At 59.7% G+C, this 24,511-nt stretch carries 27 protein-coding genes; 5 read left to right on the forward strand and 22 right to left on the reverse strand.

The window, feature by feature from the left end; all coding sequences use genetic code 11:
* Positions 1-20: 20 nt before the first annotated feature.
* Both aspT (K3F49_RS07995) and aspT (K3F49_RS08000) read left to right on the forward strand, forming a co-directional pair.
* Positions 21-1,712: an aspartate-alanine antiporter gene (gene aspT / locus K3F49_RS07995; RefSeq protein WP_234680331.1), complete on the forward strand. Its 1,692-nt coding sequence runs from the start codon at positions 21-23 to the stop codon at positions 1,710-1,712.
* A 28-nt stretch (positions 1,713-1,740) separates the two neighbouring features.
* The gene (aspT, locus tag K3F49_RS08000) at positions 1,741-3,423 is read left to right on the forward strand and encodes an aspartate-alanine antiporter (RefSeq protein ID WP_276575364.1); all 1,683 of its coding nucleotides are present in this window, start codon (positions 1,741-1,743) and stop codon (positions 3,421-3,423) included.
* A gap of 351 nt (positions 3,424-3,774) precedes the next feature.
* Here the strand turns inward: aspT (K3F49_RS08000) and K3F49_RS08005 are convergent, their stop codons facing one another.
* The 8 genes from K3F49_RS08005 to K3F49_RS08040 form a co-directional block, all read right to left on the reverse strand.
* Complete coding sequence (locus K3F49_RS08005; RefSeq protein WP_234680333.1) at positions 3,775-3,969, reverse strand: hypothetical protein; 195 nt, start codon at positions 3,967-3,969, stop codon at positions 3,775-3,777.
* The gene (locus tag K3F49_RS08010; RefSeq protein WP_234680334.1) at positions 3,966-4,898 is read right to left on the reverse strand and encodes a collagen-like triple helix repeat-containing protein; all 933 of its coding nucleotides are present in this window, start codon (positions 4,896-4,898) and stop codon (positions 3,966-3,968) included. Before K3F49_RS08010 ends, K3F49_RS08005 begins: the two co-directional genes overlap by 4 nt.
* A 38-nt stretch (positions 4,899-4,936) precedes the next feature.
* Positions 4,937-5,131, reverse strand: a complete 195-nt coding sequence (locus K3F49_RS08015) for a hypothetical protein (protein WP_234680335.1) — start codon at positions 5,129-5,131, stop codon at positions 4,937-4,939.
* A 151-nt stretch (positions 5,132-5,282) separates the two neighbouring features.
* Positions 5,283-5,516 (reverse strand): hypothetical protein, encoded by a 234-nt coding sequence (locus tag K3F49_RS08020; protein WP_234680336.1) that lies wholly within the window; start codon positions 5,514-5,516, stop codon positions 5,283-5,285.
* A gap of 134 nt (positions 5,517-5,650) precedes the next feature.
* Complete coding sequence (locus tag K3F49_RS08025) at positions 5,651-7,462, reverse strand: DNA polymerase (protein ID WP_234680337.1); 1,812 nt, start codon at positions 7,460-7,462, stop codon at positions 5,651-5,653.
* 5 nt (positions 7,463-7,467) lie between these two features.
* Positions 7,468-8,124: a hypothetical protein gene (locus K3F49_RS08030; RefSeq protein ID WP_234680338.1), complete on the reverse strand. Its 657-nt coding sequence runs from the start codon at positions 8,122-8,124 to the stop codon at positions 7,468-7,470.
* Positions 8,125-8,285: 161 nt separating this feature from the next.
* On the reverse strand, positions 8,286-8,960 hold the full coding sequence (locus K3F49_RS08035; protein WP_234680339.1) for a hypothetical protein: 675 nt from the start codon (positions 8,958-8,960) through the stop codon (positions 8,286-8,288).
* A 172-nt stretch (positions 8,961-9,132) separates the two neighbouring features.
* Positions 9,133-9,747: a hypothetical protein gene (locus tag K3F49_RS08040; RefSeq protein ID WP_234680340.1), complete on the reverse strand. Its 615-nt coding sequence runs from the start codon at positions 9,745-9,747 to the stop codon at positions 9,133-9,135.
* 336 nt (positions 9,748-10,083) lie between these two features.
* On the opposite strand from K3F49_RS08040, the gene K3F49_RS08045 reads away from it, so the two are divergent.
* The 3 genes from K3F49_RS08045 (at position 10,084) to K3F49_RS08055 (ending at position 12,026) form a co-directional block, all read left to right on the forward strand.
* Positions 10,084-10,338, forward strand: coding sequence for a helix-turn-helix transcriptional regulator (locus K3F49_RS08045; protein WP_234680341.1), 255 nt, complete (start codon positions 10,084-10,086; stop codon positions 10,336-10,338).
* A gap of 352 nt (positions 10,339-10,690) precedes the next feature.
* Positions 10,691-10,915 (forward strand): hypothetical protein, encoded by a 225-nt coding sequence (locus tag K3F49_RS39370; protein WP_346657302.1) that lies wholly within the window; start codon positions 10,691-10,693, stop codon positions 10,913-10,915.
* A gap of 808 nt (positions 10,916-11,723) precedes the next feature.
* Positions 11,724-12,026 carry a hypothetical protein gene (locus K3F49_RS08055; protein ID WP_234680343.1) on the forward strand — a complete coding sequence of 101 codons (303 nt, stop codon included), beginning with the start codon at positions 11,724-11,726 and terminating at the stop codon, positions 12,024-12,026.
* On the opposite strand, the gene K3F49_RS39630 is transcribed toward K3F49_RS08055, so the two are convergent.
* The 14 genes from K3F49_RS39630 to K3F49_RS08125 form a co-directional block, all read right to left on the reverse strand.
* The gene (locus tag K3F49_RS39630; RefSeq protein WP_452100633.1) at positions 11,997-12,263 is read right to left on the reverse strand and encodes a TackOD1 domain-containing metal-binding protein; all 267 of its coding nucleotides are present in this window, start codon (positions 12,261-12,263) and stop codon (positions 11,997-11,999) included. The two genes, K3F49_RS08055 and K3F49_RS39630, sit on opposite strands and share 30 nt — an antisense overlap.
* A 22-nt stretch (positions 12,264-12,285) precedes the next feature.
* Positions 12,286-13,332 (reverse strand): HlyD family secretion protein, encoded by a 1,047-nt coding sequence (locus K3F49_RS08060; protein ID WP_234680344.1) that lies wholly within the window; start codon positions 13,330-13,332, stop codon positions 12,286-12,288.
* 12 nt (positions 13,333-13,344) lie between these two features.
* Positions 13,345-14,607 carry a glycosyltransferase family 2 protein gene (locus K3F49_RS08065; RefSeq protein WP_234680345.1) on the reverse strand — a complete coding sequence of 421 codons (1,263 nt, stop codon included), beginning with the start codon at positions 14,605-14,607 and terminating at the stop codon, positions 13,345-13,347.
* A 213-nt stretch (positions 14,608-14,820) separates the two neighbouring features.
* Positions 14,821-15,483 carry an SOS response-associated peptidase gene (locus K3F49_RS08070; RefSeq protein ID WP_234680346.1) on the reverse strand — a complete coding sequence of 221 codons (663 nt, stop codon included), beginning with the start codon at positions 15,481-15,483 and terminating at the stop codon, positions 14,821-14,823.
* Positions 15,484-15,524: 41 nt separating this feature from the next.
* Positions 15,525-16,079, reverse strand: coding sequence for a DUF3237 domain-containing protein (locus tag K3F49_RS08075; RefSeq protein WP_234680347.1), 555 nt, complete (start codon positions 16,077-16,079; stop codon positions 15,525-15,527).
* A gap of 13 nt (positions 16,080-16,092) precedes the next feature.
* The gene (locus K3F49_RS08080; protein ID WP_234680593.1) at positions 16,093-16,506 is read right to left on the reverse strand and encodes a hypothetical protein; all 414 of its coding nucleotides are present in this window, start codon (positions 16,504-16,506) and stop codon (positions 16,093-16,095) included.
* Positions 16,507-17,384: 878 nt separating this feature from the next.
* A complete protein-coding gene (locus K3F49_RS08090; RefSeq protein WP_234680349.1) occupies positions 17,385-18,155 on the reverse strand; it encodes a bestrophin-like domain in 771 nt (256 codons plus the stop codon).
* Positions 18,156-18,315: 160 nt separating this feature from the next.
* Positions 18,316-18,525: a PRC-barrel domain-containing protein gene (locus tag K3F49_RS08095; RefSeq protein ID WP_234680350.1), complete on the reverse strand. Its 210-nt coding sequence runs from the start codon at positions 18,523-18,525 to the stop codon at positions 18,316-18,318.
* A gap of 145 nt (positions 18,526-18,670) precedes the next feature.
* Positions 18,671-19,351: a LuxR C-terminal-related transcriptional regulator gene (locus K3F49_RS08100; RefSeq protein ID WP_234680351.1), complete on the reverse strand. Its 681-nt coding sequence runs from the start codon at positions 19,349-19,351 to the stop codon at positions 18,671-18,673.
* Positions 19,352-20,053: 702 nt separating this feature from the next.
* On the reverse strand, positions 20,054-20,485 hold the full coding sequence (locus tag K3F49_RS08105) for a hypothetical protein (RefSeq protein WP_234680352.1): 432 nt from the start codon (positions 20,483-20,485) through the stop codon (positions 20,054-20,056).
* Positions 20,486-20,546: 61 nt separating this feature from the next.
* Entirely contained in the window at positions 20,547-21,656 is a 1,110-nt protein-coding gene (locus K3F49_RS08110; RefSeq protein ID WP_234680353.1) for an HlyD family secretion protein, read from the reverse strand.
* Between the two features lie 184 nt (positions 21,657-21,840).
* Entirely contained in the window at positions 21,841-22,506 is a 666-nt protein-coding gene (locus tag K3F49_RS08115) for a hypothetical protein (protein ID WP_452100637.1), read from the reverse strand.
* An 89-nt stretch (positions 22,507-22,595) separates the two neighbouring features.
* Positions 22,596-23,342, reverse strand: coding sequence for an outer membrane protein (locus K3F49_RS08120; RefSeq protein ID WP_234680354.1), 747 nt, complete (start codon positions 23,340-23,342; stop codon positions 22,596-22,598).
* A gap of 129 nt (positions 23,343-23,471) precedes the next feature.
* Positions 23,472-24,425, reverse strand: a complete 954-nt coding sequence (locus K3F49_RS08125) for an AraC family transcriptional regulator (RefSeq protein ID WP_234680355.1) — start codon at positions 24,423-24,425, stop codon at positions 23,472-23,474.
* Positions 24,426-24,511 lie beyond the last annotated feature (86 nt).

The following is a 24,511-nucleotide window of genomic DNA, read 5'->3' on the forward strand; positions in this document are numbered from 1 at the left end:
GGCACGAACGGGGTGACATCATGATCGACTGGTTCTTTCAGACGCTCAGGAGCTATCCGGAAATCGCGATCTTCCTATCCTTGGCCCTTGGCTACTATTTCGGCTCCTTCACCTACAAGGGCCTGGGGCTGGGAGCCGTCACGGCGACACTGATCGCCGCTGTCATCATTGGCCAGATCGGGATCACGATTTCGGGCCCGCTCAAGCCATTCTTCTTTCTAATGTTCCTGTTTGCCATAGGCTACGGTGTCGGGCCGCAATTCGTGCGCGGCATCGCGCAGGACGGTTTTCCCCAGGCGATTTTCGCCGCCGTCGTTTGCGTGTTCTGCCTCCTCGCCGCGTTCATCGGGGCGAAGATTGCCGGTTACGATGTCGGTTCGGCCGCCGGACTTTATGCCGGCTCGCAGACGATTTCGGCGTCCATGGGTCTGGCCACCGACGCCGTCAACCGACTCGGGCTATCGCCGGAAGAGACCAAGAAAATCCTCGACGGCATGCCGGTCGCCTATGCGGTCACCTACATCTTCGGCACCGTCGGATCCGCGATCGTCCTGGCTCTGCTCGGCCCGGCCCTGCTCGGCATCGATCTCGAAGCAGCATGCAAGAGATATGAGGAGGAGCACGGCGGCAAGAAGCAGTTGGGTGGCCCCGGCACCGCGTGGCACCAGTTCGACGTCCGTGCCTTCCGCGTTCGCGAGCGCGGTCCAGCGGTCGGGAAGACGGTTCAGGAAGGCGAGGGGCTGATTCCCGATCAGCGGGTGTTTATCCTGCGGCTGCGACAGGGCGGGAAGATCATCGACGCCGTCGCCGATGCGGTGATTCACGCCGGCGATGTCGTGGCCGTTGCGGGCCGGCGCGACGTGCTGGTCCAGCTGATCGGCGAACAGGCGGAGGAAGTCGACGACCGCGAGTTGCTCTCGATGCCGATCGAAGGTGTCGATGTCTACGTGACCAGCAAGGATGTCGACGGCAAGACCCTGGAGGAACTGGCGAGGGAGCCGTCAGCGCGCGGCGTGTTCCTACGCAAGATCACGCGGGGCGCGATCGCGGTCGATATCCCCATCCTTCCCAACACCAAGCTGAACCGGGGCGACATCGTCACCATCGTTGGACGTACGCCCGATGTCGCGGCTGCCACAAAGATGCTGGGCCGGCCCGATCGGGCAACTGATATCGCCGACGTCGCCTTCATCGGTGCCGCCATTGCCATCGGCGCGCTGGTCGGCGCAGTCGTCTACAAGATCGGCAGCGTGCCGCTCACGCTGTCCACCTCCGGCGGCGCGCTGATCTCCGGTCTGTTCTTCGGTTGGCTGCGGTCCGTACACCCGACCTTTGGCCGGATTCCCTCGCCGACCGTCTGGTTCATGAACTCCGTCGGCCTGAACGTCTTCATTGCCGTGGTCGGTATCTCGTCGGGACCAGGCTTCGTTGCCGGCCTGAAGGCGCTTGGCTTCGGCCTGTTCCTCTGGGGCGTCGTGGTGACGACCGTGCCGCTGATCCTCGCAATGTATGTCGGTAAATACCTATTCCGCTTCCATGACGCCATCTTGCTCGGATGCTGTTCCGGCGCACGAACCACGACCGCCTCGCTCGGCATGATCAACGATCGCGCCAAGAGCCAGATTCCGGGTCTCGGCTATACCGTCACCTACGCGGTCGGAAACACGTTGCTGACGATCTGGGGCATGGTGCTCGTCATGCTGATGACGTAGAAACCGGCGGCCCGAGACGCTGACCTGGCTGGAACAGTTTCTCGTTCGCTATCCAGAGCTCGCGCTATTCCTGGTGATCGCTGCGGGCTACTGGATGGGGAGCTTCAAGATCGGCGCCTTCAGTCTTGGCCCGGTCACAGGCTCGTTGTTCGCCGGCCTCGTGGTCGGCGATTTCGCGCATGTGCCCGTTTCCAGCATGACCAAATCCTTCCTGTTTCTGCTGTTTCTGTTCGGAGTCGGCTATTCCGTCGGTCCGCAATTCGTGCAGGCGATGAAGCGCGACGGGCTGAAACCGATGCTGCTCGCCGTCATCGTGTGCCTCGCCGGCCTTGCGACCGCAATTCTCGTGGGCAGGATACTCGGGCTCGATCCCGGCTTTGCGGCAGGGCTGATGTCGGGGGCGCTCAGTCAAAGCGCGGCAATGGGAACGGCGACCGACGCGATCAACGGCCTCTCGGTGCCCGAGGCGCAGCGTGCCTTGTATGTCTCGCACATCGCGGTCGCTGACGCGGTCTGCTACATCTTCGGTTATGCGGGCGTGATCATGTGGTGCACGGTGATCGCACCGGCACTCCTGAAGATCGACTTGCGGGAAGAGGCGCTCAAGCTCGAGCAGTCGCTGGGAATGACGCGAACCAAACCGGGCCTGGCGTCCGCCTGGCGAAAATTCGAGCTCCGTGCCTATCGGCTGGACGAGCGCTCTGCTCTCGTCGGATCGACGGTCGCGGCCGCCGAAGTCCGCCTGCCGGAGCACCGCCTGTTCATCCATCGGATCCGCCGCGGACAACGCGTGCTCCAGGCGGAGCCTGGCGCCGTCCTCGCGCCAGGGGATGTCATCACGATATCGGCGCCGCGCCAGATCATCGTGGAACTGATCGGCTCTCGCGCCGAGGAGGTCGAGGACAGAGAACTGCTCGACATTCCTTTGATTTCCGCGGACGTGTTCCTGATCAACGCCAAGCTCGCGGGCGTGAACCTGCAGCAGGCCTCGCAGCGGGACTGGACACGCGGCCTCTATTTGCGTTCGTTGAGCCGCGGCGGCCAGGAGCTTCCGATTGCTCCCGGTGTCGTCCTGCAGCGTGGCGACCTGCTGCGCATTGTCGGCCCCGAACCGGTCGTGGACAACGCGGCGAAGAATATCGGTGTCATCGTTGCCCCCAGCACGAGCATCGATTTCGTGGTGCTGGGGCTTGCCATCTTCTTCGGCGGCATCGTTGGCGTTCTCGTGAGTTTTCCTGTCGGGGGCATCAAGATCGCGCTGAGCACGAGCGTCGGCACGCTGCTCGCCGGACTTCTGGTCGGCTATCTCCGCACACTCAATCCGCGCTTCGGCCGGATTCCTGACGGCGCCATCAGCCTGATGACGTCACTCGGGCTGGCCGCGTTTGTGGGGCTCACCGGGATCCATGCCGGGCCAATCTTCCTCTCCGCCTTGCGGGAATCGGGCATCGGCCTGCTGCTCGGCGGCATGGTCGTGACACTGCTGCCGCAAATCGTCGGATTTTGCTTCGGTCATTTCGTCTTGCGCATGAACCCGATCCTTCTGCTCGGAGGGTTAACCGGGGCGCAAACGGTAACGGCGGCGATGGCCGCCCTCCAGGAGCGCTCGGGTAGTCCGGTGCCCGTGCTGGGCTATACGCCGGCCTATCCCATCGCGAACATCCTGCTCACAACCTGGGGCTCGGTCTTGGTGGTCGTCTTCGCAACCTGAACCACGCCCTTCATTCTCTCCTCAGCATTAGCGTTTCGACTAGCACCAGCACCTGAATCCGCAGCGGCGGAGCGTTGAGGCTAACCGCCGAAGTTGCCGCTCAGCGACCCTTCCGCCCCTCGCCGCGGTTCACTGCTGTCTCTTCCTCAGCCAGAACCAGGTCAAGCAGCTCCCGTGCTTCCTCCGGCAATCCCCCCAGCGCGGTGGCGAAGCTGGAAGGCGAAGTCAGCGTCGTTCGCGACAATGCTCGGCAGCTCAAATTCAAAGCCGAGTCCACCGGTTTTGCAGATTAGTGGGCGATTCCAACTGCGTCGCTAGTAAGCTTTCCGCCCCTCGGATGATGGCTTCCAATCAATTGCCGCTCGCCATCCGCTCCAGTTCCTCCCACATCTCCCGGCCCACTTCGATTGGCGGTGCCCCGTACTCATCGGGCGACCAACAAAGCGGGATGATGAGATAGTTCTCCCTATCAAGCAGCCAGCCCTTGACGCCGCAGGTCCAGTAAGGAACGGCGTCTGCCTTAACGTAACGTAGCTTCGTGCTCATCCGTTGCACTCCGCGTGGTAGGCGGCAAAGAATGGGCGCAGATTGATGCTGATCGACGTGCCATCACTTTGCTGCAGAACCAACGTGTACCGCTCCGGCTCAAGTTCGCATCGCTTGATCGATGGGCCGGGAGGGCCGCGTTCGCCACGATCGCCCTTAGGACCTTGTTGGCCGCGCCTGCCAGCCGAAGCGAACAGCTGCCACCCGTCGCCGGGACACGATCCCGGATCGTCATGGCGCGCCACAAAGCTCGATCCATTCATTGTGACGATCGATAGCCGACGATACTTTTCAGCGGGATCGTAGGTACCTTCGATGCGAAAGTTAAGCGCATCCATGCCGTCCTGGCCGGGACGCGTGATGCAAAGCCAGTCTGTATGTGGTGGCATCGCCGCAGTGTCGCGTTCGGCTTGATACAGCGCGCCGTTGGCGACGATGAGATCACGTTCATAGTAGACGCGGCCCTCGACGTGATCCTTCACGATCTCCAGCTTCCCGGGCGGGCCAGCCGGACCGGGTGCGCCATCGACTGGCTGCTTAATCAGCGCCACCCGGTCTGCGATCTCGGTGCGGATTTCGGCGCGAAGCTCAGCGCGGATTTCTTCGCGCATTTCTGTTTTGGCAGCGCGGACCTCGGCTAGTGCCGTTTCGAGCTTCGCCGAATTGCTGTCCAACTCGCGGCGAAGAAATTTGTTGGTTTCATCGAACAGGCGATCGAGTTGTTCATTGATGCCCTCGCCCAATCCTCTGATAACGCCATCACGAACGTCTGCAACCTGCTCGCGCACGAGGCTCTCGACGTACTGCGCCCATGAAGCCTGAATGGCCTCGGTCGAGATCGTAGCAGCAACAGTTGGACTGTCCTTGGCCGCGGTGTCATACTTGGTGGAGTTGCCTATAACGCCACCGCCGCGCGATTTGCCGGACATCGAGGCCTCCTCTCGGTGCTACAGCGCATACTATAGCACTACTGTCCCAGACGTCGACGCCAGACGAGATCGACGATGCGTCGCTTCTCTTCCTCACTGCGATAGTGCCAGAGATCGATGATGTTTGGTGACCGAAACCAGCGAAAGCTGCCATCAAATAGCGGCGGGGGATTGCGATTGCGTCGCTCCTCCTCCGGCAAGATCTTCTGGCGATTGAAGGCCTCGTCAATCAATCGAACAGGAGCCATTGGTTCAACGTTCCCATCTCAAATACCATTACCACTAAGACAAGAGATTAATATAAGAGAACACAGGACCTGATGTCCGTTTAAGGTACGATCACATGACCGTTTAAGGGACAGTGCACGGCCGGTAAGAGACAAATCACGGCGGGGTGAGCAACGTGACGACCGGCGCTTTCTTGGGTCCGCGTCGCTCGATTTTGATCTGGCCGGCTGCCTCCAGGTGCGCCAGCACCCGGTATTTCACCTTGCGGTCAATGCCGTATTTGGTCAGCAATGCATTCGAGAGCTGGAACGTTGGGCTTCGGGCTTTCCATGCCATGTAGTGCAATAGCACCAAAACCGCAGCACCGGGAATTCCGGCCGCCTTCGCCATATTAGTAGCCCACACCAACGGTATCGCGGTGAATGCCGGCCGCTTCGTTCTGCGGGCTGGTCGGTCGAGCTCAACCTCTTCGACGAGAATGTGCTCGCCGAGGCCTGGGCTGTACACGTATCTCTCTGTTTCACTCACGCAACGCCCCGTTTCTTTGGTAACGCGCCGATGGCTTCGACCGTGTTCATGATCGTCGACCACATCTTCAGCGCCATTGGCCGGCTGTCGACATACCGCTCGCCGCCGTCGATCCGCTTGTCTAGGTCAACGCCGACCTCAAACCCGCCGCAAACTTCCCGGCCAGCTTTGCGCATGATCTCGATCGCCTGTTCGATCTTCTCCGGATCAGTCTCCTCAAACAGGATGCCGTCGTGAATGAGCATGATCGGCACGATGCCAGCTTCCACCAGGCGCACTGTGGCAAGCCGCAGCATTTCCGCGCCACCGCTTTGCATCGGAAAATTGTAGAGCGTGCGCCGGTTCGGGCTGTGCGAGATCCGCAATGGCCAGCCGAATTCGCTATCGATTCGCCTATCGAGCATGGCTGCCGTCACGGTGTCGGCGCGCCACTGCCAAAAGTGTGGATACCTTCGCTTGTGCAGCTGGATGATTTCGCTCGCGATCAGCGGGTGACGATTGAGACCGCGGGCCAGAGACGGTACGCCCATGCCGTAGTTGATACCGAGTTGCAATGGCTTCATCCGATCTCGCACCACCCGGCTTGCCTTCTTCCAGCGCACAGGATCACGATCATCGGTGAGGCCGCACATGACAGCGAGGGCGTGATAGATATCGCCGGCCAGATAGTCGGCCTTCAACATCGGATCATCGGATCGAGCGGCAGCGATGCCGACCTCCTGGCTGCGCCAGTCGAGATAGAAGCCGACCGAGCCGGCCGGGAATCGCATGAACGACCGCATACCGGCGTGCGCATTATACGGACTCTTTGCATGCGCATTGCGGCCTGTCGACGTACCGAATGGAAACAGCGACGGCCGATTTCGACCATCACGGCCGATCGGAAGCCGCGCTTTGCTGATGAAACCAAGGCTATCGCGCAACGCGTACAAGCCTTCAATGCCTGGCACATGGCTCATCAGACCGAACGCGTCGGCTGAAACGTCAAGTTGTCCGCTCTCGAGCCGGGGCCAAGCGGGGACGCCGGCATAGGCCAGCCATTCCGCAAATCGGACGTATTCCCACTCACCTTCATCCGAGAAGATTCGGTGCGGGCTGCCATAGCTCGGGTCGAAGCGACGGATCAGGTCGGCAATCACGTCGGTCTTGTTCTCCTGCACGATGTTCCACAAAACCATGTCGATCGGCATGCCGCGCGCCTGGATCAGGGCAATGGCCTTCGCGCTGTACTCGGACCAGTGCAACACCTTCGGCACGCTGGCGGGCTCGTAACAGTCGGTTCCGCGCAATTGGGCGCGCAAGAGGCGCTCGCTCGCGCGAACGTCTTCTTCGCAGTAATAGAAAACCTCCTGCTCAGTGTATTTCTCGCGCCACGTCCCGTTGCCGATGCTCTCGGATATGTCGCCCTTATCGATGCCTTCCCAGCCTTCAATGCTGTACATGCGGCAGGCATCCGACAGCCGCTTGCGCGGCTTGATACGCGCTTCGTCGGGGCTGTACGGCAACAGGATATTGCTGGCCGCGAGATAGGCGGTGTGCTGATCAAAAATGTATTTGGGAAATTTCCAGCCGAGCACCTTGAAGCAGGTCATCTCGGCCCACGCGCTGTAGGCGACCATCAACGTGTCGGACCCGATGTCGAACGGCGGCGCATAGCCGAACTCGCCGCGCCACAAGCGAATGGTGCGAACGTGCTGGCAGTTTTCATCCAGCACATAGGCCACCATGCAGAGCGGATTAGGCAGATCGCCGGGCGCGACTTCATATTCGAAATCGCACACGACAATATTTTTGAACTTGGACCTCATAGAGATCAAGTCAAGTTCTGTTTCGCACCGATCAGCCGCAGGAGCGCCGGGTGATCATGCCGATCAATCATGCGGCCGTTGAATGTCACCGTCACGAGATCATTGAGCGTGCGCTTCGGCCAATTCGGCACGGGAAAGGCATCAGGATCGCGGGCGTGGTCGATCTTGTAGCCTTCGGCGCCGTCCGCCTTCCGGCTCTCGACTTGAACCCACTGCGCCCGGCCCGTCAGGCAAGCCTGCACTGCCGTCATATTCCAAGGGTTATCAAGATTAGTCGACGGTACATGACAGAGAAAGAAGCTGTCATGCGGCTTAGACGCGAGCGCCAGGCGGAAACGCTGGATCTTCTTGCTCGACAGATAACTCATCGCCAGCTCCTCATCGATCAGATGGAGAAGATCCCGCTTCTGGCCGATGATCGGCACGTTTACGAAGCAGAATTCTGGCGACCAGTAATCTTCGCTCGCGTGAACGCGAACGAAGTCGCCGGCCTCCGAGATCTTGTGATGCGGCAGCGCAGTCAACAGCGTCTCAACACCCGCAATGTTGGAGGAACGCTTCGACATGAAGCGCTCCAATCCGCCCTCGGCGGGTTTCTCGATCGAGATGGGCGCGTCATTTGGTGACTGATCCACCAGTTTTGGTTTGGAATTTTCGTTCATTGAACTCTCCGTGCAGGACCTTGTCCGCCTTTTCGCTCTGTCGGCGTCCTCTTGTGAAACACGCGGCATCCGCCGGATCAGCCGTGTGGAATTCTCAAGCCCTTGTCCTGGGCGCGCGCAGGGCGAATCGCGAGGGCTATTGGAAACGGTATGGTCATCGGTCATGCGGGCCGCTCCACCGACATAGCTTGGGTTGCGCGCGCCGCTTGCCGCTTAGCCTTGATCGCGGCCTTGATGTCGTCATCAAACGCGTTCGCCCTGGTTTCGGTGATGGTGTTGACCACCACGGCGGCCATATCTTTGGTGCTGTCTTTCTTCAGGTCGAATAGCGATCCTTGGTCGGCATCGGCCAATCGTTCCTGCAGATGCGCGATCTCACGAATGCGTTCGTTAAGCTGGCGCTTGAGTCGGACCATCGGCGACACGCGAGCGTCCGACGCCTTCCCGTCGCCGCGCAGTACCTTGACGTCCTTGCGCTGCATCTTCGGATTGATAGCCCTGGTCCGAATGCCGTGTTCGAATTGTTCTACGGTGAGCAATGTCAGTTCGAACAGCGTGCCCCAATGCGCGGGCAAATGCGGAACGTGTTCCGCATTTCGAATATGACCGCACGTCGCGACTTTCATCAGCTTATTCGCGCCGGAACGGCTGATTGGCAGATCGGCCTTGACCATGGCGGCCCAATCGCCGTGCCGAAGTTCGGCCTTCGCGCATTCGAGCAGCGAACTGACCTCGAAGATGGATGGCACCTGTTTTTGCCACGCCTCGGTGATGCGCATGGCCCATTTGCCGCGCGTCAGGATGTTCGGAATCTCTTGGGCAGTGCTAACGATCATTTTGCCGCGTCTCCTCTCGCCCCTTGCGAGGCGGCTCGACCGGCGCTTAGATCGCAGGGCCGACGCAGGCCCGACCAAGTTTTCGGTCGGAAAAATGAAACGACGCCGCTCCCGGTTGGGCTGGGGGCGGCGTCTTCTCACTTATCGCAGGGGTCGGCGTTGGCCGTTTTATTTATTGCAACCAACTGGAACGGAACTCGGCGGGAAAAGCCATTTTGCCGACTTGCGCCCAGATCGCAGTCACTGCGGCCTCGCCGATAGCCATGCGCTCTTCGCCCAAGGCCTTCGCGACAATCGAACACCCGCTCGGCTTATGGCTGCCCGACCTAGTCGGTTTCAAATGGAAGCGTTCGCAAACGCTTCCGACAATGCAGGTGATTGCTATGCGCCGCAGGAAATTGTTTTCCGGCTTTTTCGACGGGCGTTGTGCGTAGGTGCGGCCCGCCGCGAACTCCTGAATGTAGGCCGCTAACGCTGGCGGGCGCGGCTTGCCCTCATGTTCGTACTGGATGTGCAGACTTAACAAAGCCTCGTGGGCGAGGCCCCAACCGGCGCGCGCCAGATGCGGCAGGTCCAACATCAGATTTGGGGAAAGGACCGCGAATCTCTCGATGAGCTGACGGGCCGCAGCGTGGTTATCGCCCCTCTCGAACCAGTTCAATGGCAAGCCGCATAGTTCCAGCTTCCCGTCGCGCACCATGCGCACTAGCTCCCGCGCATAGGCAATCGCGTCGGCCTCGGCGATCTCGGCGACAGCTTGATCGTATTTTCGGGCTAGCGGAACCATACTGCGCATTGTCGTCCAGAATCTGGTCAGGCGAAAGGTGGGGTTGGACGGCCGGACATGACCTTCGAGGCCGCCTGATCAATAAATAAAACGCCTTGAGGGCAGTCGCCGGCGTACCTTTTCGCACTAGTCCACTGCCATGAACATAAGACCAAGCCTTAGACCCGAACGCGACGCGACGCCTCGCGGCCAAGGCCGCAACCAAGCACAAGCGAGGCGCGGCACAAGAGGCGGCGATGATCGCAGCAGCACGGGAAGCCGAAGCGGGAGATGTCGTGCTGGAGAGAGCCGGACGAAAAGGACACCCTTGCGATGACTACAGCGGAACGACCGCAGATGAAAACGGAAGACGGCTCGTTGGGGATCGAACCTCGACGCATGCTCAACGAGAAGCAGGTCCTCCAGATCGTGCCGGTCGGTCGCACCACGCTTTACCGGATGGAAAAGGCAGGCCGCTTTCCGAAATCGACCTACATCAGCCCGAACCGACGCGTCTGGTTTGAGGACGAGATCGTGGCGTGGCAGAACGCGGTCGATGAGTTCGATCCGCATCGGGCTCGCGGCAAGGGGCGGCGTGGGCGTGCGGGTTGATTGGCAGAACCCCGGATTTCTGTTCCTCTGCCGCGCGGCGGCTTCCTGTGCCCAGTCGGTGCGTCAGCAAGCCGCCGGGCAGACGGGACCGGAGCGATGCTCCCCACCTGCCGCTTCGGTCTCGTACGTGATCATGGGACCGTTGATCTAAGTCAAATGGGAACTTGAGCGGCGGCAAAGGCTCTCCAGCGGGTGCCGGCCCGTCATGCGCGGCACACGTCACATGAGCGGCACCCCAAGTAATGGAGGAACGCCATGCTTCGATTTCTACTCGCCGCTTTGGCAGCGCTCGTTCTGATTAGCGTCAGTCTAGTTCCTGACGATGCATATGCCCGCCGTGGCGGAGGCTTCCATGGTGGTGGCATGCGTGCTGGAGGTTTCCACGGCGGTGGCGCTCGCGTCGCCCATGTCCGTGGCGGAGGACACCGGGTTGCAGGAGGCCGCTACGGCGTTGCTGGGCGGGGTTATGGCTATCGTCCGATACCGGGCCGTCCTGTGGCGCGTGCAGCCGTTGCACGAGGGGTCTATCGCAATGCTGCGTATCGCGGTGCCTATAGAGGCGCTGCCTATGGTCTAGGTGCAGCAGCCGTAGGAGCCGCCGCAGCTGGGGCCTACGGCTATTACAACAACAGTAACTGCTATTATGACACCTACGGCAATCAGGTTTGCCCGGGTCAGTATCCGTACGGGTATCGGTACTGACCACAATCGATGTCAGGGCGTGGACGGGGTCCATCCAACGTCCTGAGAACCGGAAGCGCCCCGATGTGCCGCATCATCAGCGGTGCTCAGCGGATCGGCTTTAAATCCATCCAGCGAGCAACTTGCACCGGGGCGCAACATGCATCGGGGGAGCAACATGAGATTTCCCATAGCGTTCTTGGCAGGAATGTTCCTACTGGCGAGCACGCTGACGAGCTATGCGGAGGTTCGCATCACGAATGATAGAGGCGGACCGATTGACTACTACATCGAACGGTACGAGAAGCTTCGGGCCTTGCGTCAATCCGTCGTGATCGATGGCCTTTGTGCCTCCGCTTGCACGATCGTCCTTGCGAGCATTCCTCCGGACGATCTCTGCGTGACTTCAAGAGCGAAACTGGCCTTTCATGCTGCGTGGAATTTCGCTCGGAACGGGAGCACCTTTACAGATCGTAAGGCGACGCGGATGCTGTATTCGATGTATCCCTCGCCGGTCCAACGGTGGCTCGATAGCCACGGAGGTCTAACTCCCCGTACGGTTTTCCTCGAAGGCAAGCCGCTGCATGTGATGTATCGGGGGTGCTCACGGCGCGATCTGGCCCATCGCCGACTGTAGCTGCGCGGCGACCCCCGACACGAGCGCTTGAGCCTAGACGCGCGCGAGGGGCGAGCTGACCGATGTCTTGGCGTTCATGATCTGGCTGCACAAATCTGCGGTGATCAAGGCGCTCTCTGACCTGATCGATCAGGAAAGCGACGATGCTGCCGCGATGTCGCAGCAAGACCTCGAAGTGCGCCTCGCCGAGATCGGGCGCGACCGACTGCGCGTGGAACGGGAAGAGGCTTGCCTGATCTGGGCGGTGCAGGCGGCAGGCGACAGCATCGAGCACCGCGGCCGACGCAACACCGAGCGCGGTACTTGGTGTCGAATTGCGGACCGTTGCACGATAAAAGCTCTAACGCCCGACTGCCTTGATGGGCTGTGATGCGATCATTTCTCTGCCGCAGTTGCTGCAAAGGGCTGATGTCCCAACGATCTCGCAGGTTTGGTCACCCGAGATAATGTTCCGCTGACATTTCGGACAAACATAGCTATCAGCCCTCTTGGCGAAGTCATAGATCGGCCCGACATACGCGCAGATCATGTGATGAAAAGTCGGTACAAAGGTCAGACCGGCGGCCTTGCAAGCCGGGCAAATCGAGGCGTCTGCTTTGACTTGCACAGGGTACTCCCTTCAGTGCCGTCTATTGCAGCCCAAGCGCGCGCGCGAGAGCGGCAGCACTGCGAAATACGATGTTGGCATAGAACATGCGCACGTAGACGGTTGCATTCAGAGGGGGTGGGACCGCATCGGAGGCAAATCGAATTCGCGCAATTTGCGTAGCAGGACTGTCACGCGTCAGAAGTGGTCGGTTCGGAGCATACACGCTCGAAACCGGCAGGATGTCTACAATCCTTGCCGAAATGCGGCGACTGCCGAACAAGACGAGCACTTCATTTCCAACCTTAGGCTCGACCAGTCGCGCGCTCGGGATGTGCCACTCGACAAAGACGTCGGTTGGATCCAGGATTTCGGCAATCGGCGTGCCTGCAACGAGCGATTGCCCGACATTCGCAAGATTGGTCGAAACGATGCCGTCGACCGGCGCCAACACCCGGCCAGCCGCGAAATTGCGATCCACCTCATCGAGCCGATCACGAAGCTGCTGGGAAAATTCGTCCAGGTCTGCCAGTTGAGTAATGGCCTCCGCAATCTCTGCCTCCTGCGAAATGACCGTCTTGCGCGCCGCAGCGCGTTCACGAAGCATTTCAAGACGGAACGTCATGCTGGCAGATTGCGATTGTTCAATTTGCTCGGCCGCGAGTTCCGTGACCTCCCGGTATGCTTTCGCCGCTTCCAGGGTCTCCTGCGCGATCCGCGCCCTGACGCGTAGCTCAGATCTACGGCTCGCGATGTCTGCCAGTGCACGCATATAGGTAGCCGCTATACTGTCGTGCTCTGGCGACCGCACCAACCCTATCTCGTCACCGGCTTTGACGGCGGTGCCGGGCGTCAGGTTCACGCTTCTGACTTGCACGATGTATGGGAGCGAAACGACGTGCGGTGGAGCGGAAACGGTGCCGGGTCCACTGAGAAAGACGAGTGGAGCGCCGAAATAGATCACGAAGAAGGCGAGCACCCCAAATACGCTGGTCCCATAGGCGATGCGAACAAGCCGCCCCGCCGCTCGCCTGCGGCTTTCGACGGGATCTGGAACATTCGGATCGAGGCGATTGATGACAAGATCCATGGCAGATTGCCCTCAATCTCGACCTGCAAACAGCGCACGACGTACGCGGGGCGGCACAAAGTCATCATGTCTTGAAGTGCCGAAGATGATTTCTGACGAATAGGAGAAAAACCGGGCACATTTCAAATAGACGCCCTGGTAGAACGGAAAGATCAGAGCGGCTCCGAGATTGAGGATGCCCGACGATCGGTTGAACATGGCGAAGGCGAGCGCCAGGTTGAATAGCGAAATCCAGAGCAAGAGCAGATACACGACGGCAAGGAAAAGAAAGGCGGCGTTCGCGCCGAATACCGCCACTAGGTAGACGAGATAGAATGGAAAACTGAGAGTGGGGATCAAATCGAATAGGATGAAATCCAGTCTTTGAAGAGTGTCAGGCAGCCGCTCAAGCCGATGGAGGAAACGCAATTCGCCATACATGATCAGGCGAACTCGCAGGGCATCTCGATCCCAGCGGGCGCGCTGGCGCAACAGACCGAGACCGCTCTCCGGTCCCGCTGTTTCCGCCCAAGCCTCAGGAACGAAACGAACCAGATAACCTAGTCGGCGCAGCCGAAGGCTGAACTCCAAATCCTCTCCCGGTCCGACATCGAGCCCACCCTGGCGAATGAAGACATCACGGCGGTACATTGAACAGGCGCCGGAAAGGCAGGCGATAGCTCCAACAATGTCGAGCATCGTCCGACCGGCGCTGATCGACATCAGGTACTCGATGCTCTGAAGCCGCGTCCACAGCGAGCTGCGCTCGTTGTTGATCGCAATATTGCAGCTTGCACCGGCAACTCGCGGATCATTAAACGCCTGCGCAAGCAGAGCAACGGCAGAAGGTTCGAAAACCGTATCTGCATCCACGGTCAACAAAAGATCGCCGCTGGCGAACCGGGCTGCTGCATTTATGGCCGCGCTGCGCCCGCAGCGTGTGCCATGGCAGATGACCATATCCACCAGCCCGAGTTCTCTGGCATGCTCTGCAATCGCGCGCGTCTCATCAATCGAGCCGTCATCGACCACAATAATCTCTATCGGCCGCAGTGTTTGTCGCCGGAGCGATGCGATCGATGGACCAAGACCTGCTCCGCCATTGAAAGTTGGCACAATTACGCTGATCGATTTGCTGATCGGTACTTCGCCGTGCTGCGGTTGCCTGGCAAGGCTGAGCAGACAGAGGGAAAGCAAGGAGAACGTATACCGGGGAATGTCGAAGATTAGCGCAGCGACCGCGAGCAGCATCCAGTGCGTGTCGGCGATTAACTGCACTGTCTCGACCATAGCCATCTGTCTCCGTAAGACAAATCGCGCTTAGTCCTTGCGAGCGCGACGAGGAGCAGCATCGTTGAGGGAACCTGAATGAGCGTTGCGGCTCCAACCACTATTGATCTATGTCAAACCTTAAAATGAAAAACGTTACCTATGCTCGCTCAGGTAAAGTTGGGCGATCGGATTGCGCACGATCGAAAGCCGCCCATCCATCGCTGCCCTGCGATCCATCTATGCTACGGCTTTATCTTCCTTATCGGCCCCGCACATCACGATCCTCAGCGCATCGTCCGGCAACGGTCGCTGCAACGCCTTCGCCTCGTCCCACGGCGCGCGCATCCAGACGTCACGCTCCTCATCGGTGGTCAGGATCACCGGCATGGCCTTCGGGTGGATCGGCTCGACCACGGCGTTCGGCGCCGTCGTTAGGAAGCCGTAGACCTGATGCGGACCCGGTACCGGCTTAGACTTCGTGCCCCGGTCGCCCTTGAACTCGGTCCAGATGCCTGCGAAGGCGAACAGCGGGCGGTCCTCGTTCAGCGCAAACCAGACCACGTCCTTCTTCTTGGTCTCAAGGTTCGGTTCCGGCGCGTACTCGGCGAAGCTGTTGGCCGGGACCAAGCAGCGGTTCTCGGGCTTGAGCCAGCCCCGCCAGTGCGGCGACGACGTGTTGCGGATGTTGGTGACGGGTGGACCGCCCGTGCGCGGGGGCGGGGGCATCCCCCAGCGCATCAGGGTTATCTCCGTGCCGGTATCGGTGTTGCGGATCACAGGAGCCGGATAGTCGGGAAAGACGCCGGGCATCGGGGCCAGGTTGCCTACGTAGCGGTTGACGACGCGGAAAAGCGCGCGGATGGCTTCTTGGTTGGTCGTAACAGAATACAGATTGCACATAAGGAAACGCGGGCACGACCCAGGCTAGTCTCAACGCGAACTCATCTAACGACGAAAAGATCGTAAACGAGGTGATCGCCGTTCTTGTACTCCACCATCTTCCCCACCGCCTGAACATCGTTGAGCCACGAATACTTCTCCGATTTGGTTTGGAAGATTGGAGCGCTGATAAGATAACAGTCGTCGGCTTTGATAACTTCTCCCTTGCGGAACCGAGCTGCGTTCTCCTTATCGCAGTGCATCCTGCCATTGTAAGTCACGTAGATTATCTCGTGCTCGTCGGTTTCAATGGTTACGCGAGCATCTAATCGGAGGCGCAGTCCATCGCCTGGCACTACGGTGACCCAATCGACAGATGGCTCCAAAATCCTTCCGCTGACCTTACCTTTTATCCAGCCACCTGTTTGGTCGCGAGAGATGATGAGATTGGTGTCAGCGAGTAGAGGGGGGTTTTTCTGTATATACACCGTCATCAGGTACTCGGGGTTGAGAGATGTCGATTGCGCGATCGCGGGGGTACCAGACAGAAGGACCGCACTCGCCAGCACCGCGAACCGTAAGCTCGAAACGTGGATCATCGCTTCCTCCTTGCTCACTTGATGGCTCACTTCACCGCTCGCCCGGCCACCATGTTGATGGTGGATCGTTCGCTGAAATCTTGGTCCGCCGCAGCGCCACCAGATGGCTGCGCTTGTACGGATAGCCCCGCACCTGAGAGCATTCCTTGCACCGCATGTAGCGCTCTAGCTCGTGAACCGGCGTAGACTTCGGGCGCCGCACGATGTCCAGGGCGACGGTCTGATTGGTGTCGCAACCGAGACACCTGACTTCAAGATAAAGGTAACCCGCATTGACGGCGTCGCCCAGGGTGGGCGATGGCTGCGCCGGTCCCTTGAAGGCGAGCATCCGCTTATTCCACGCCTCGCAGGCGAGCCGGTCGGCTTTCTTGCGGGCCTCAGCCGCCCGCTCAGCCGCTGCCCGGACCGAGCCGCCGTAGATGCTCTCGCGAGATTTGGTGCCCATGCCAGGAAGGTGCGCCGCCTGGCGCGACGCAGGCAAGCCGCTACGGATTGCGGTGGACAACGTGCCGAGCACAACGGACGCCAAGGAACGTCCCTGGGAGGCTCCAGCGCGCGACCACGAGACCCGGCAAGTTGCCGGGTCCTTTGGGGCACGTGCGAAACGCGGGGTACGCGCGACCCCGCCCGTCGGGCATATTTGCAGCTTCTGATTTTCGACTTTCTTTTTGTACCAGCTCGCACACAAAGGCTGGTGCGCGATGCGCAACGTACCGGTTCTACGTATTTGTGCGCAGCATGCGAACTTGTCTTTCGTGCCCATAGTTCACGAATACCCCGGCCTTAAGGCCGGGTATTCGCTGGCCCGTCTTTTGTGAACAGGTCAGTAAGGTTCAATAGCAGCGCGGATATGGAGGGTATCCACAGGCCCTGCGGTAGCCATACGCCCCGTAAGCCGCAGCTCCAGCCGCTGCCGCACCATAGTAAGCTCGCCGATGCACTCTGCGATTAACGCCAGCCACGCTCATCGGTGTGAGTGGTCGTCCAACTCTCGCTTCGGCGTTGTCAAGGGATGCGGATATCAGCTTCGTCGCCGAATAATGCAGCGATACGGGAGCGGCCGTTAGAAGCGCCGTGGCCACCATCAGTGCAAGACGCTTGGCATTTCTTGTCATGTTGCTTTCTCCCTTTAGTGCGCTGATCGAGGTATAGCGTGCCCCGCTGTCGCATCTCACCCTTGATCGAGATCAATGAAACCAAGCTGGTAATTCGGCTCGGCGAACCGGACCTCGACCGGCGGTGGGCGGTCCTTGAGGAACTGCCATGACCAATCATTCCGGTCTCGCACTGGCGGCAGTTATTTTGGCTGCTAAGGCGCGTTCTTTACGCTTTGCCCATCTCCAAGGTTTTGATTGCCTGGCGCATAGGGTCAGGGGAGATGCGAACGTGACCTCCAAAGCCCTGTTCCAGTTCGAGGATCATTGCGACGGCTCCCGCGACGGCCAATGCGCACAACGTCAAGGTGACGGCAGACGTTAAGTTCGGCGGTGCAAAAAGGCCGAAACTGGCGAACAGCAACGCCAACCAAAAGACAAGGAGAGCGATGAACGCTTTTGGCGTCCCCTGTCCAACGTGCTGGGCGATCAACCATCGTGTGTCTCCGATCTTGGCCGCGAGGGCCATCGCCTGGGCCAACCACCATTGATCGCGGGGATCTACAGGTTTCAAAGTGAGAAGCATGTCCTCCGTCCGCTGAAGTAGTTCATAGGTTGATGGATTGCCCAGACGCACATCCAAAGGATCGTCTGGGAACAGGTCGACTAACTTATGTTGGGCGTACTGGAGCAGCGTACTACGGGCAGGCTCCGCGTCGGCCCCATATCGTCGCAAGATATGATCCAGTCGGAGGATTTGCGCCGACAGCATGGTTACTTCGCCACCTAACCGTGTGAACGACGTATTCGCGTTGGAGATCAATAGGCCCAGCACTAGCGCCGAGACCGTCGCGATCACCGCCGTCGAAACATTCACAAGGCTTTTCGTTTCGTCCGTCAGATGATGCTTTGGCAGGTGGTTTCGGATTGTCGCGCCAGCAAGCGCCCCTGCAAGGATAGCAATGAAGACACCGAGCCCGATGATTAGCGTATTGCTCATGGGCAGGCTCCCATCCGCAGAGAGTTGCCGGGAGTGAAGGATTTCGCCAAGCCTCTCGACCAAACCACAATTCCCAAGAGATGTTCCGTGGATGGCGCGATTGTCGAGAACAGGGGCGCTGAGGATGAGGTCCCTTAGTCTGTACCCAGGGACGGTTTTGTCACTTCTGGGCCAGCTTGATCGTTGAGATCGGCCACTTACCGGGATGGCCAGCGACGGTGAGACGCAAACCGTGGGCTTCGTCCAAGTATATTCCCTCCACAGTTCCGGCCTTGCCATCCGTGAGTACGACGGCCTTGCCGATCAATTCCGTCTCGGCTTTGTGGTACTCCCGCAGAATGGTCGCGGCATACGCTTTAGCTCGGGGCATTGTCTTGAGGCTTTTCCAGTAGTGCCGATTGCAAACTGGGGAAATTGAGCTGCGTTCCTGATGGACAGCCCAGTTGAGACAGTCTTTAGCCGAGTGCTGTATCGCCGCGACGACAAGAAGGCCCAGTTGATACGCGGACTGAGCGCTAGGTTACGCCTCTGTAGGTTCTACAGCTAGCCAGTCGCTCCGCCGCATCCGCAATGTCGGCGGACGCGCCGGCGCTCAGCTTCGCGAGCAAGCGAACGCGCTGTTCTGCGATTTGCTTTGCCGTCCCGCCAAGCCGCCTGGCGATCTGAGCATCTGTCTTGCCAGCCGCCAAGCGCCTCAGGAGCTGCTTCTCGCGCGGACTTAGCAGCAGATTGCGCACAGGCGAACCAGCAGACGGTTGGCTCATCGTTCCATCCAACCTCCCTACACCGGCGGATGCATCGCGGACCAGCGCGATACATTGGCATAGCTTCCATTCAGGATGAAGAATAAGTGTTCGTTCGACGGAGGTGCGCTCGTGCGACGATAACTGGCTGAGCATGAACTCGCGCTCGTCGCCGGTGACCTCTAGGTCGGAGGCGATCCCGCTGGCATCAGGACGACCTATGCCGAGCATCAGAATAGCGTCAGATGCCGTGGCCCTGTTCTCTCGCATGAAGTCGCGAACACGGCGACGGACGTCCGGCGAAAGCTGCGCGAGAAGAAACTCACGTTCAGTAGGCTGTTCGAAGATCGGTCTATTCATAGCGCCGACGCAACGATTTCGAAAGTTGCCACCGCGCTCAACAGGAGCACTTGAATATTTTACCGCTGACAAGAGGAGGCTGTAAACGCGCATCCTCCCACGCCCTGGAAGCCGCGCGCGTCCGCGCATGTGAAATAGGGCCTATTAGGGCCCGGCGGATTTCCAGGGGGCCGTCCGCCCCCCGTCAAAGATCGAAAATTACCTGTATTTGCAGACACTTACCGCGCTATCGACAGGCCCAAAAAAGCCCTTGCACCAAGGACCACACGGTTTTGCCGTACGCACGGCCCGTTTGTTCGCCGCAATATTCCCCGGCCTCGTCGACGTTGCCGAGAAATTGCTGGCGAGACGAAGCCTGACAGCGCCGCTCGTCGACACGCGGTTTCGGGCTCACAGGGACTACCCGCCCTGCCCGCACCTCTCGCGCCCAACGCTGCCCGCGTCCACCGCAAGCCCGGCTCGCGAACAAGACGACACGAGATCGCCCCTCAAGGATGAGCCGGGATGAGCGACACATACGCCATTTCCTAATTTCGGTAAAGTGGAATATTTCTGCAGAGAGGGCTTGACGGGGGTTGAGGGTGTTTTGCCCGAGAGGCTACTAACCTCATCTACAGCATCCGCTCTACAAACTTACGCCCTATTCCAGTAGCACCGTGGTAGCCCGTCAACAGGTGCCTCCGCCCGACGGCCTCGCCTTGCCGGCTTCCATTTCAGGCGCTTTTTTGAGCACCGGCATGCACTTGGAGCGTAGCCCGCTTCACCGATCGATGGGAAGACTGCTGTCCGGCGTGCTCAAAAGTCCGGACCGAACACGTCGTTGTTGAACTGGGCCGAGGCCTCGTCGTTGTCCATGCTGTTGATCAGGTTCTGCTCGGGATCCGTAAAGCCACTCGCTGAGAGCGCATCTGCCGGCAATGCGCGATAACTGGCACGATATTTGTCCATTGCAGACACGCTGCCAACATACGCACAGGTGCATCCGGAGGGATCGGCGTAGACATAGTAGGGACGCCCGCCCTTTTGCCGCAGCTGGAATTGATTGGGCGGAAACGACATCAACCGATTCAACATCTCCGGCGTGGTGGCGGCGATGGGGTTAAAGCCCGATGATATCAACAATTGGCCCGTCGACTGCTGAGCATAGACGCGGGCGCTCAAAATTACCTCGGCGAGAAGAACGACCGAGACGATGGTTGCCGTAGCGCATGCAGATCGAAGACTCATTTTGTCCTCCGAGAGGCCCGAGCGGACCACCGATTTGAGCCGGAAGTGACACGAAAGACGTCTATAGATAGGCCGTGTACGAGCCGACCCACACCAGGATCGACATGAGCAAGCCGATGACGCCGGCGTTGTCCGCGAACACGGTGGCGGTGCCGGGCATGCCGAGCCTGAGCCGACTGCGGTCGATGGTTTTCGGTATGAAAATGGCAGCCGGATAGACCTTGGCGCCACCGATCGAGCCGACGCGCGCCAGTGCACCCGAGACCGCGATCTGGCCCTGCCCCACGCCTTGCGGAATGGCCGCGACCGTCGCTTCGTGGATGCGGCCGGGGTCGTCGTCGAACACGAGCTCGACGCGCGCGCCGGGCTTGATGGTCTTGAATCCGTTGGGGGCGAACATGCCCACGACAAGGATATCGTCCGTGACGACGAATGACATCACCGATCGCGCCAGCAGGGCGCGGTCTCCAACGGCCAGGGCCATGATCGTAACGACGCCGTCGCCGACGGCACGGATCGTCGTTTGCTCGAGCTCCCACTTCGCATGGTCGAGCTGGGCCTGGATCTGCGCGACGGTCGTGTTGACGCCGCCGATTTCCGACTCCATCGCCAGTTGCGCACTCAGCTGCGCGGCCTTGGCCGCCTGGAGCTGGAACTCGACCGTGTCGTGCTGCACCTGGATGTCTTGCAATCTAAACTCGGTCTGCGCATCGTCGCTGACGAGCTTGCGGTAATCGGAAAGCCGCTGGGTGTGAAACGCGAGCTGCCTGGACAGCCCCTCGACATTTGCAGTCGACTGGTCGTAGCTCGCAGCCAACTGCTTGACCTGCTGGCGCGCCTGGGCCAGCGAGGCCTCAAGTTGGTTGACCTTGTACTGAAACGGCGCCGGATTGATCCGGAACAATACGGCGCCGGCCTTCACCGGTTCGTTAGGCTTGACCGGAATTTCGATCACCTCGCCGGAAACATTCGGCGTGACCTCCATGACACGGGAAATCACCACAAAGCTTCCCGACGGGGTGAGATAGTTGAACATCGCGAGAAACACCGCGAGGATGAAGGCGCCGAACAGCCCTGCGACGGTGCCGGACGCCCAACCCCATCGCACCAACTTGAGCCTGAAGAAGACGAGCCACACCAGGACGACGTACAGCGTCAGGATGATGAACACGATCGAATTCCCCTAACTGCCGAGCATCGGATTGGACGCTAACAAGCCCGGTACCGCGGGAGTATCGGCCAAATGCTTGCATCCCCGACTCCGCCGTGCGTCCGCCAGACAGGCCTCAAGCGGGACGCGTCACCCCGTAGCTAGCCCGGCGCAAGGACGCCGGGCCAAATTCTACGCAGCTCCGTTAGTAGCACGGAGGATAAGGATAGTAACCGCAGACTGGCGGCCGATAATAGTACGGGGCGTACGCGTAGGCTGCTGCAGTTGCTGCAGCGCCGGCCGCCGCGGCGGCTCCGGCATACATCGCGCCCCGATAGGCTGTACGTCGCGCAACGCCCGCGAATGAAAGCGGCGTAAATGGAAGGCCGATGATGTCGATAAAGACAGAGGCAGGACCATCGGCACCCCTGATGTCACCTTCGAGAACATCGACATCAAAGGCAAGGTTGTCGCCTTCGAGCTTGGGATTCTTCAAGGTGACAACAGCGTCGCGCACAGTGCTGCCGTCCTTCTGGAATACGGACACCGTGGCGTTGGGCGGATTCTTCGCAAAATTGTCGCTGCCGGTTCCCCAATCTTCCACGATATGACTGGTCAGATCATGGCCGGCCGAGCGAACGGGCCGATCAGCAAATATGATCGCATTTGACGCAACGCCGGTGAGAAGCAGCTTGCCGGGCTGCATGTTCGCACCCTTCGAGTTGAAGACAATCAGCGATGGAACGACCTGAGGTTTTGTGGCCCCGATCGTCTTTAGCGGCACCTGAGGCGCCGGGTCTTGCGCCAAGGCCATGCTTGTGACCGTCAGAGCACCGAGAAAAGCAAGCGCACGCATCGTATTCGACAGCATGTTTCAACTCCAAAATCAGGGACCATCCCGGCCAAGGCATGATGGGAAAGAATGGAGGCCGGCGGAAATCGGCCGGCCTCCTTTCTTCGTCAGTAACCGCCGAACTTGTAATTGACGCGCACCGTGAGCAGACTCACGTCGGTCTTGGTATTAGTGGTGATCGAATTAACGGGCGCCAGCGATGGCGTCACGAAGGTGCTGCTGTCGCTCACCCGCCACAGATAGTCGTACTCGAGGCCGGCCGTCCAATTCGGGGAGAAGCCGTACTCGAAGCCGACACCCACGACGCCACCCCAACGGGTGCGCTTCGCAAAGTCGAGGCCCGTGCCGGTTGCGGTGTCGTAAAGACCAAAATTCTGACTACCAACCGCGGCGCCGCCCTTGGCGTAGAGCAGAACATTGTCCATCGCATAGCCAATTTGACCCGTGAACAGCCCCAAGCCGTCGAGGGTGGACCTGTAGGTATTGGCCGGGTTCTGCAGACTGACGCGCGTGTTGCGGATGTTGGTCCAGTCGCCCTGTCCTTCCAGACCGAACACCAACTGTCCGGCCTGCCAGCGATAGCCAACCTGGCCACCGATGGCGCCGCCGCCGGCGCTCTTGCAGCCTTCCGAGAAGACACCGCCAATTCCATTGATGGCGGTGATATCGACGCACTGGTTGCTCCAGCCATACCCGCCGTTCACGCCGAGGTAAAAGCCGGACCAGTTGTACATCGCCACCGCGACCGGGGCCGCCTTGTAGACGGGCCGCGACGGAAGGTCAGCGGCCTTTGCGATACCCGTGAGCGAAACGGACATCACCGCTGCCGCGGAAAGTACGTAAATTTTCTTCATTGCCTGCAAGCCTCATAAAATTGGAGAACACCTGGGCCATTTGTCATCGACCTTGTCTCAGTCGATATGCAGAAACTGTCACCTCGGACCATTTCACCGCACTGTTGCACCAAAAACACCATTTCGAGCTCACAGCGACTTGCCAGACTTCACCGCGCGAGACCGGCGATATGTCTCGGATGGCAACTCTCCGAACAGGGACCGATAGTGCCCGGCAAACCTGCCGAACTCGGTGACGCCATGGGCCGCCAGGATATCTGCGAGTCTGGCCGATGCGCCGTTGCCGCGACGGACATCATAGTAAACGAGGTTTAACTGCCTCAGCCTCAGATAGTGCTTTGGCGAGAAGCCGAGATAGCGCTCAAAGGCGCGCAGCAGGGTTCGGTACTCCACTTTGGTCGCTTTCACGATATCCGTGATGTTGATGATTTCCGTCGATCGTGTCCGTACGAATTCAAGTGTCTCCAGAACGATTCGCTCGGACGAGAGCGTGTACTTGTTGGGCAGGACAGTTTCGCTCAAGCGATTGTCCCAAACGTAAGCCAGCTCATCCATCAAGGCGCGCTCCATATCTCGGGCCATGATGGGCCGGTCAGCGGGAGCGCAATTGCAGATCGAACGCAAAGCCTGCCACGATGTTTCGATCAGTCTCGATGCGATCGGCTCCGGCAGCCGGACGAGATGCTTGGCGGTCTTCGGCGCATCCTGATTTGTGGCCGCGGGGAGGACCTTCCTCGCGATACCCTCTTCCCTCGGCAGCGACCACGCTACCCATTCGACATGACCGGAACGAACAAAGGTGAAGTGACAATCCGGAGGGAAAATGACCAGGTCCGAAGCCTGGCATGGCGCGCCATCGAGCATGACGCGGTTGTCGAAGTTGGACGACTGGATGATCAGCGTCGTAAAAGTCGGTTCAGTGATGCCATGGACGATCCCCGGGCCGCCGTCGGCGCCGAATTGAAGGATCGTGCGATTTAATGCGAGATACTTCACGCCCCAACGGTGCGAGGACGGGGCGGATTTCAGAAATGTCACCGTCGCGCCCTGAATGGCGTCGGTGTATTGCCCGAAATCACTCAAATCCAATATCCCGCCCGTCAGAGCGGTCGCTCAGGTGAAGTGGATGGTGAGCCTCTACGGATCGCCAAACTGCACAAGCGGATCGG

Origin of the sequence: Bradyrhizobium monzae, from assembly GCF_021458635.1 — a bacterium.
Lineage (GTDB): Bacteria > Pseudomonadota > Alphaproteobacteria > Rhizobiales > Xanthobacteraceae > Bradyrhizobium.